The following is a 7,824-nucleotide window of genomic DNA, read 5'->3' as shown; positions in this document are numbered from 1 at the left end:
CTCCTTCGCCACCTCGTATTCGCGATCGACCAAGTCGATGCGTTTGGCTTCGAAGTAGCCCTTGCCGAGATAGCTCCGCACCACCGCTTGTCCCGGATCGAGGCTCACCGCGACCTCGAGCTCTTCATTGCCCTCGGTGAGCTCGCCGTCACGAATGCGCGCGAGCCCGTGACCCAGTCTCGGGAGGGGGTCGTCCTGGTCGAGCGAGATGGCTCGCTCGAAAGCTTCTCGTGCCTCCGTCGTCTGGACGCGCGTCAAGTAGGCGAAACCCAGCACCGTTTGCGTGCGGGAGAGATTCGGTTCGAGCTCGACCGCCCTCTGGGCGGCTGCGAGCGCTTCATCCAGGTATCCCTGGGAGGAGCGAATTTCCGCCAGCCGGGCCCAGGCGAGGGCGTCGTTCGGGTCTTGCTGGACCGCGGTCTCGAGGCTCGCACGGGCGCCGTCGAGATCGAAGACGGCTTGTTGCGCGTAGGAGAGCGCGACGTGCGCCGTCGAGGAGCTCGAGTCGGCAGCCACCGCTCTCTGGCCGGTTGCGAGGGCGTTCTCACCTTCGTTATTGACGACGGCGATGATGGTCTGGAGCGCGAGGGCGTTCGCGTCGTTGGCGGCGAGCTCGAGCGCTCGCTCGATATCGCTCTGGGCTTCCGGCACGCTCCCCGATGCGAGGTAGAGCGAAGCACGGTACGTGTAAAAGCGCGCGTCCTCGGCGTCGACGCTCGCGAGGGCGTCGATGGCGCCCTGGAGATTGCCTCCCATATAGGCTTCGTTCGCCCGCCGGACGGCATCTTGCCACGCACCCGCGCCGAGCGTTCCGGGATCGATATAGATGACGGGGACATAATAGAGCGCCCATTGGACGGCGTTCTGGGGTCGAACGCGGATTCCTCGCTGCGGAGGGGCGCCGGCTCGGCCGGTCGCCGACTGGCCGCCTTCGAGCATGAGGGTTCCAGCATCCGTCTCGGTCTCAACCCTTCCCTCGAGCACGGAGACTTCGGTCTCGTCGCCGTCGACGGCAACGCCGAGGCTCACCTCGGTCCCGCGTACCGCGGCGATGGTACTACCGCTGCGGAATCGTGTCGTCCGATCCTGCCAGCGTACGACGTGGGCCCATATCCGCCCGAGGAACACCGTAATGTCTCTCTCGGTGGCGCTCTCGTTGATCTGGACTCGGGAGTCGGGGCCGATCCTCAATACCGTCCCATCCGAGTGGAAGCGCACCGTGGCTCGACCCTTTTGCGTGACCACGATGTCGTTCAGCTGCAACGGCATGGACGAGGTGAGCGGTTGCGACGAGCCGAGCCGAATGACGGTCACTCCGCCCCGGAAAGCTTCCAGGGTGGCGAATGCGTCAGCAGTTGGCTGCGCGTTGGCCGCGTCTTGCCAGCCGGGAGCGAAGGAGAGGGTAAGGGTCCACGCCAGAACGCACAAGATTCCAGAGCTCGGTCTTCTCATTGGGGAACGCTACTGTTCTCGCAGAGTTAATTCGGTCCCGCATCGGGAACCGTCGGTATTCACACTTCAATTGTGGGCATATAGCACGACGAACCCCCCCGGGTCCTCCCTTCCTTTACGGGAAGGTGATGCACGATAGCAGAGATCTCTCCCTTTTTCTAGTGAAAAGGTGATTACACTCACAATGCGGTGGTCACCACTCGCCCGACGAAGGGTTTGCCTACTCTCTTAATGAGGGTTTGCCTACTCTCTTAATGAAAGACGGACAATCAAGGAAAATTCATCCGAAAATTCTCCCGGGTCTCCTCACCGCGCATCAGCTACAAACCATCCTGGCTAGTCGAAGAGAACGCTCGCTTCTCCCTGTTTCGCCACGAGCTCGTCCAGATACTTGATAAGCTCATCACGGCGCTCGATGATGCTCTTTACCTGTCCTCCCATGAGGTGCTCTCCCATGGCCGCCTCCAGCGACGGTTGATCCAGGGCGCGGAGCTTTTCGACGATCTTCCGGTCGAACTGGGCTGGAAGCTTGCTTTTGTCCTTCTTGATGTTCTTGTCGCTGATGAATGCCCGAGAATGGTCGATGAGCACGATGTGCCAGCCGGAATCCACGAGAAAATTCTGAGCGTTGCGGTCCTTGTTCATGATGAGAACGTCGAACATCTTCATGGTGGACAGCTGGTGGCTCCACTCGACCGGCCTTTGCGGGGGCTGGTCCTGGACCTCCTTGTATAGCCGGCAGTCGTTGACCCAGTACTGCAGCGACCCCGTACTCTTGTTGATGGACCGCTCGACGGTCGGGGGAACCATGTTCAGACCAAGGATTCTGTCGAGCGTATAGGCCGCGATCTCCGCCTCGTAGCTCTCCCAGAAGCCCCCTTGGCGGCCTCGCTTGATGGGCTTGAACGCGGCGGCGAACTGGACGCCATCCTTCTCGAGGATGACCTTGCTCGGCTTGGTCACGCCCATGCCGACGTCCTCGACCGATACGACGTCGGCATTCGTCAAGAGCTCCTCGACCTCTGCGTTTCGTCCTACCCAATCGATGGGACACTGGTGTGCGGTGTCTTGCGCGCCGGCGACGGTCGCTAGCGCCGCCAATATTGCAACCGATGCCAAGAATCGTTCCTTCACGACTACCCTCCTTGGAGTCTTTCGAGTTTCATCAACTGCAAGACCACGACAACTCTCCCGTCATTCCACCGGAACCGTTGTTTCCACTCTGCGGTCCGAGAGCAGATGCCGAAAGAGCGCCTTCACGATCTCGATATTGTTGGACAGAAGGTCGAAGAGCTCCTCGGCCTCGATCGCGAGCACGAGGGAATCGGTCTGGGCGACGGCGTCCTCGCCTCGGAGACGGCCGCACAGGATCTCGCGCACACCGAACGTCTGGAGCGGCCCAATAGTACGTGATTCGCCTGCCGGCCCGGAAACGCCCACCGCGCCGTGTACGAGGCAGTAGAGAAAATCGGCGGGGCCAGTTCGCGCATAGACTTTTTCGCCGGCGCGGAGCTGGCGCTCTTGAGCAATCGCCGCGATCCGCAAGATCTCATCCGCCCGGCAATAGGAAAACAGATCGCAGCTCTGGAGAAAGACGACCGCTTGGATTCTCGTCAGTTCGGGCAACCTGCGTCAGCCTCCGTATCGAGACGGGGGGTGGGGACTCGCTTGCTCGAGATGTCCCGCCACCCAGCTTGCCGTCTCCCGAACCAGCGGATCCCGAGTCGAGGTGAGCAGCTCCGTGACCCATGGGTGGAGATCGGAGAGCTCCTCGACGTGAACCGCGTAGAGCGCGGCAACGCTCAAAGCCCGCGCGTCGGCGTCGCCATTCTGTCCTTCGTCGAGCAAGCGGCGGAGCGTGTCCGCGAGCGGGGCCACGTCGATGCCGAAATCACGGGCGGCCATGCGGAGCTTTTGTTCGATAGGCAAATCGCCGATGACCGCGAACACGTTATGACGTAGGGGACCGCTCAAGGTGTTCTCCAGGTACTCCAGGGAGTTGGTGCGCAATCGCCGAACGTCGCTCAGGAGACTCCGGTACGCGGCCCACACGTCCTGCGGCTGGTACAGAAGCGCGAGCAGCCCGAAGAGGTTCTCGAGATGCTCTTCCATCCGCTCGGCGAGCATCTGGGCGAGCAGGTTCTGCCCTCGCCAATCGCATCGCGCGAGCGGTCCGTCCAGCTGTGCTCGTGTGAGACGGCCGATGGTGACGAGCTCGACGAGTCGTCCCAGATATCGCCTCGTCTCGGTCTCGACGGCCTCCTCCAGTTGAGCCGAGGCACCCGAACGATGCACCTCGTCCCGGACGATCGCGAGCGCCTCGATGATCTGCGCGCGCAGAAAGCCGTCCTCGGCCTCGGTCAGGGATGACACGAGGGCACGGGCAGCTTGAGAGCCTCCGATCCGCGCCAGGGTCTTGGGCAATGCCCGGCGTACGAAGATCGACTCCTCGCGGTCGCCGAGGAAATGAGCCAGTATGGGAATGGCGTCGTCTCCGAAGCTCACCAGGGCCTCTCGAGCATCGAGCTTGAGGCGACGGTCCGAAAGCAGCGAGACGAGCCGCGGGAGGTACAACGGATTGAAGCCGTCTCGCTCGATCACGCGACGCACGGCGTGAAGCGCCTCCCGGGCAACCCCGGGGTCGGGATCTTCGAGGCCCTGCAGCATCGACGAGACGAACTCCGTTCCTTGGATGGCTCCGATCGCCTTGACGGCTTCGGCTCGGCTCTCCGGTCTCGCATCGAGGAGCATGTCACGGAGCGCCAAACGCGCCTGGTCCTTCATGGACTCGCCGCCGTGGTTGATGAGACACACGACCGCCGCCGCCCGCACCTTGGGGTCGACCTCCTTGAGGCGGGGTAACATGAGCGCACAGGAGTCGACCACGTTGAACTCGGTCAACACCCGGATCGCTTCGGCGCGCACCTCGGGGTTGTCGTCGCCGAGGCGGCGCTCGACCAGGGACGAGGCATCGCGGCGGTCGGCCGCGGCGAGCACTTGCAGGGTCCGCCTTCGCACCTCGGCATCGTCGTGATAGAGCAGGAGTGGGGGTACGAGGTGACCCCGGCCGTTCTTGTCCAGGATGTCGAGGCTGTGGAGCACCTGCCGTGTATCCGCGCTTCCGAGCGAATGGACGAGCAACTCGACCGTGCGGACGTCGGCGAGGTTGATGGAGACGACGTCGTCGAGCGTGCGATCCTTAAGGCTGTCTCGAAACGAGCCCACATAGGTTCGGTAGGTGGCTCCGGCCACGACGAGCCAGAGTCCCACGAGGACGAGCGATATGAAACCCGTTTGCACCGGATCGATGAGGCCGAAGCTCACCGGCAGCAGGATGAGTGCCGCCACACCTTCCGCGCTCCGGAGTAGGACGACGTCGATGTAACCCTTGGCTTTCATCCGAATGGCGGAGGGTACGGGAAAGAAAAGGAGCTCGCGTGTCGCCTGGTCGATCGAGTAGCGGACTCCTCCCTCGCCCACTTTGAGCGCCAACACCGCGGCGATGATCAGCTCCGGAGCAAATCCAGCGCAGAAGAGCATCACGAGAGTGCCGGCCGCGATGGTCGCCGGGAGAATCCGCATCGCAACGCCGACTCCGAGGAGGGAGTGGACTCTCGAAGTGAAAAAGACCTGAACGACGAGCGCGAGCAGGCTCACGACGCTGAGGAAGTTGCCGAACCGGGCGGTGCGGTCGCCCAGCGAAAAGGTCGACTGTTCGACGGCCCAGTTGAACTGGAGATCCACGATTTGGGCCACGACCACACTCAGGAGCAGGATGAGACTGATGAGCCGCAGGTGCGGCGAGCGCAAGAGCACCGCCAGGCCGCCTCGGGACAAGTCTGTCTTCTGGCGGTGCGATGCCGGTGATTCCGGATGGTCGGAAAAGGCGCCCTGGCGGGGGAATCGAAAGGCGATGACGGCGCCCGTCACCATGAGGGCCGCGGCGACCAGAAGCGTGTTGCGCGTTCCGACGAATCCGGTCGCGAGCCGCGCGATTTGTCCTCCGGCGATACCCCCGAGAAGGCCCCCGGCACCGACGAGCCCGAACAGTCGTTTGGCCTGACGGGCATCGAGAACGTCGGTCGCAAAGGACCAGAACTGGCTGACGAGCACGACGAAAACGATCGCCGCCCAGACGTAGAACAGGACGGGAACCCACGAGAAGGCCTGCCCGTACAGCCACCAGAACACGGCGGTTGTCAGCGCGACCGCGATCTGGGTCAAAGCGATGAGCGTTTGCCGAGACAGCCGGCCGGTAGAGCGCACATAGAGCTCGAGCACCGGGTAGGAGCAAACGGCTACGAGGAGATAGACCCATGGAAGGCTCGTCGCACCGTAGGTATCCACGAACGTCGCTTGCCGAATGGACTTGGCGATGTACTGGAAAGCGATTACGAGGAAGAGGCTCCCGGCGAGAAGGATTGTGAGACGCCTCTCCTCCGGCCTTACGTCGACTCCGAGCCGAGCGAGGCTCTTGCCCAAAGTTGGATACCTTTCTGAGGACCTGCCCTTGCCCGTCACGCACAAAACGCCGCGGCGAGCGAAGCGACGCGAACGATTCTAGCGGTCGTCCCCCCCCGACGCAACAGGTTGTTCGCTTCCGAGGTGACTCTCGTGGAAATGCTATAGTCGGCGGTGTCGCGAGCCCTGTCGGCGAACGCCCTCCAATACACTTATCCTGGCGGCAAGACGCCAGTTCTTCGAGGTCTGAGCTTCGAGATCGAAAAGGGCGAGGTCTTCGGTTTTCTTGGGCCGAATGGCTCGGGCAAGAGTACGACGCAGAAACTCCTTACCCGAATCCTAACCGGCTATCAGGGGGTGGTCGAAGTCTTCGGCCGGGACCTTCGGGAGCACGACAACACCTATTACAACTGGGTCGGTGTTTGTTTCGAGTTTCCCAACCTCTACGGGAAGCTCACCGCCGAAGAGAACCTTGATTTTTATCGCCGCTTCTTCGATGGGCCCACGGAAGACCCTCGGGACGTGCTGAGACGGCTCGACTTGCCGGTGGGCGACCCGCGAACCGTGGGCCACTATTCGAAGGGGATGAGAATGCGTTTGGTTCTCGCGCGATCCCTTCTCAATCGTCCGCGGCTCTGGTTTCTCGACGAGCCCACCACGGGTCAGGACCCGCAGCACGCGGTGCTCATCCGCAAGCTCATCCGCGAGCGGGCGGAAGCGGGAACGACGATTTTCTTGACGACGCACGATATGACCGTGGCCGATGAGCTATGCGACCGCGTGGCTTTTCTCGTCGACGGTCGGATCGTGGCACTCGATTCTCCGCGGGATCTCAAGCTGCGCCACGCACAAAAGCTCGTCCGCGTCGAATATCGAGTGGGAAACGAGGCACAGAGGCGGGATTTTCGCCTTTCGGATGAACGGGAGAAGAAGGAGTTTCTCTCAGTCGTCGATCGTCATCCGATTGAGACGATCCACACTCTCGAGCCCTCTCTGGAAAACGTCTTCCTGAAGCTGACGGGCAGGAGCCTCGACTGATGCGCCTACTGAACGCTACGCGCCTGCTCCTCACCGTCCAGAGGCGGGCCGGCTTCCTTCACGTTTATCTCGGCGTCACCCTGGCGACAGTCATCGCCGTGCGAGGGCTCCTTCCCGAATCATGGCGTGCCTTCGCCGTTCCCGTGGCGCTTCTGGGGGAGTACGGAACGATGAGTGTGTTCATGGTGGCAGCCCTGCGCTACCTCGAGCGCATCGAAGGAAGTGCCGCAGCCTTGATCGTGACGCCGTTGACGCATCGCGAGCACGTGGCGGCCATGATTCTCTCGTCCGCGATCGTGGCGACGCCCGCGGGGCTTTTGGTGCACGCCGGCATCCTGGGACTGGATGTCCGCACGCTCCTGCTGGTCCTGCCGTTGTTCGTGACCGCTTGGCTCGCCGGCGCCGTCGGCCTGATTCTCGCGTCTCGCCACGCGGAGTTCACCCGCTTTCTCATGGGCTCGATCCCGGTTGTCACGATCTTCTCGCTCCCGTTCCTGTCGTTTTTCGACCTGACTCCGCGCTACACCTTTGTTTGGCTTCCCTGGGACGCCGCCCTTTTCTCGTTCGAGAATCTCGCCCGGACGACTCCCGAGGCGGCCCCCTACGTGCTCCGTCTCCTCGAGCTCCTGGTGTTCGGAACGGCAGCCTTTCTCTGGGCCGAGCGTGTTTTTCACGCGCGTTTGTTCGAAGGGGCCGAGGCTGCATGAGAGCTGTCGCCGCACTCCTGCGCAAGGACGTTCGGATCGTCTACCGCGACAGCTTGCTCGTGTTTCTGCCGCTTTACGCTTTGATCCTGGCTCTTGTGATGCGGCTTGGTGTTCCCTTATTGCCGGTCGACGACCTCGGGCTCTACCTCGCTCCCGCCGTCGTCCA

6 protein-coding genes are annotated in these 7,824 nt (G+C 62.5%); 2 read left to right on the top strand and 4 right to left on the bottom strand.

Annotated features, from left to right (window positions below; genetic code table 11):
• From VEK15_11425 to VEK15_11410, 4 genes are all read right to left on the bottom strand, one after another.
• The coding region (locus tag VEK15_11425; GenBank protein HXV61297.1) for a FecR domain-containing protein at positions 1–1,452 on the bottom strand (1,452 nt) is incomplete at its 3' end.
• 336 nt (positions 1,453–1,788) lie between these two features.
• Complete coding sequence (locus tag VEK15_11420) at positions 1,789–2,586, bottom strand: hypothetical protein (GenBank protein HXV61296.1); 798 nt, start codon at positions 2,584–2,586, stop codon at positions 1,789–1,791.
• A gap of 60 nt (positions 2,587–2,646) precedes the next feature.
• Positions 2,647–3,078, bottom strand: a complete 432-nt coding sequence (locus tag VEK15_11415; GenBank protein HXV61295.1) for a cyclic nucleotide-binding domain-containing protein — start codon at positions 3,076–3,078, stop codon at positions 2,647–2,649.
• Positions 3,079–3,084: 6 nt separating this feature from the next.
• Complete coding sequence (locus VEK15_11410) at positions 3,085–5,934, bottom strand: Npt1/Npt2 family nucleotide transporter (GenBank protein HXV61294.1); 2,850 nt, start codon at positions 5,932–5,934, stop codon at positions 3,085–3,087.
• Positions 5,935–6,087: 153 nt separating this feature from the next.
• On the opposite strand from VEK15_11410, the gene VEK15_11405 reads away from it, so the two are divergent.
• Positions 6,088–6,951 carry an ABC transporter ATP-binding protein gene (locus tag VEK15_11405; protein HXV61293.1) on the top strand — a complete coding sequence of 288 codons (864 nt, stop codon included), beginning with the start codon at positions 6,088–6,090 and terminating at the stop codon, positions 6,949–6,951.
• Positions 6,951–7,658, top strand: coding sequence for a hypothetical protein (locus tag VEK15_11400; GenBank protein ID HXV61292.1), 708 nt, complete (start codon positions 6,951–6,953; stop codon positions 7,656–7,658). The genes VEK15_11405 and VEK15_11400 overlap by 1 nt, the downstream gene beginning before the upstream one ends.
• Positions 7,659–7,824 lie beyond the last annotated feature (166 nt).

This window comes from Vicinamibacteria bacterium (genome assembly GCA_035620555.1).
Taxonomy (GTDB): domain Bacteria; phylum Acidobacteriota; class Vicinamibacteria; order Marinacidobacterales; family SMYC01; genus DASPGQ01.
Note: the sequence above shows the minus strand (reverse complement) of the source record. Positions and strands in the feature narration are given on the sequence as shown.

Coding starts and splice junctions, on each gene's coding strand:
- VEK15_11400 (HXV61292.1), top strand. CDS start 6,951: ATGCGCCTACTGAACGCTACGCGCCTGCTCCTCACCGTCCAGAGGCGG.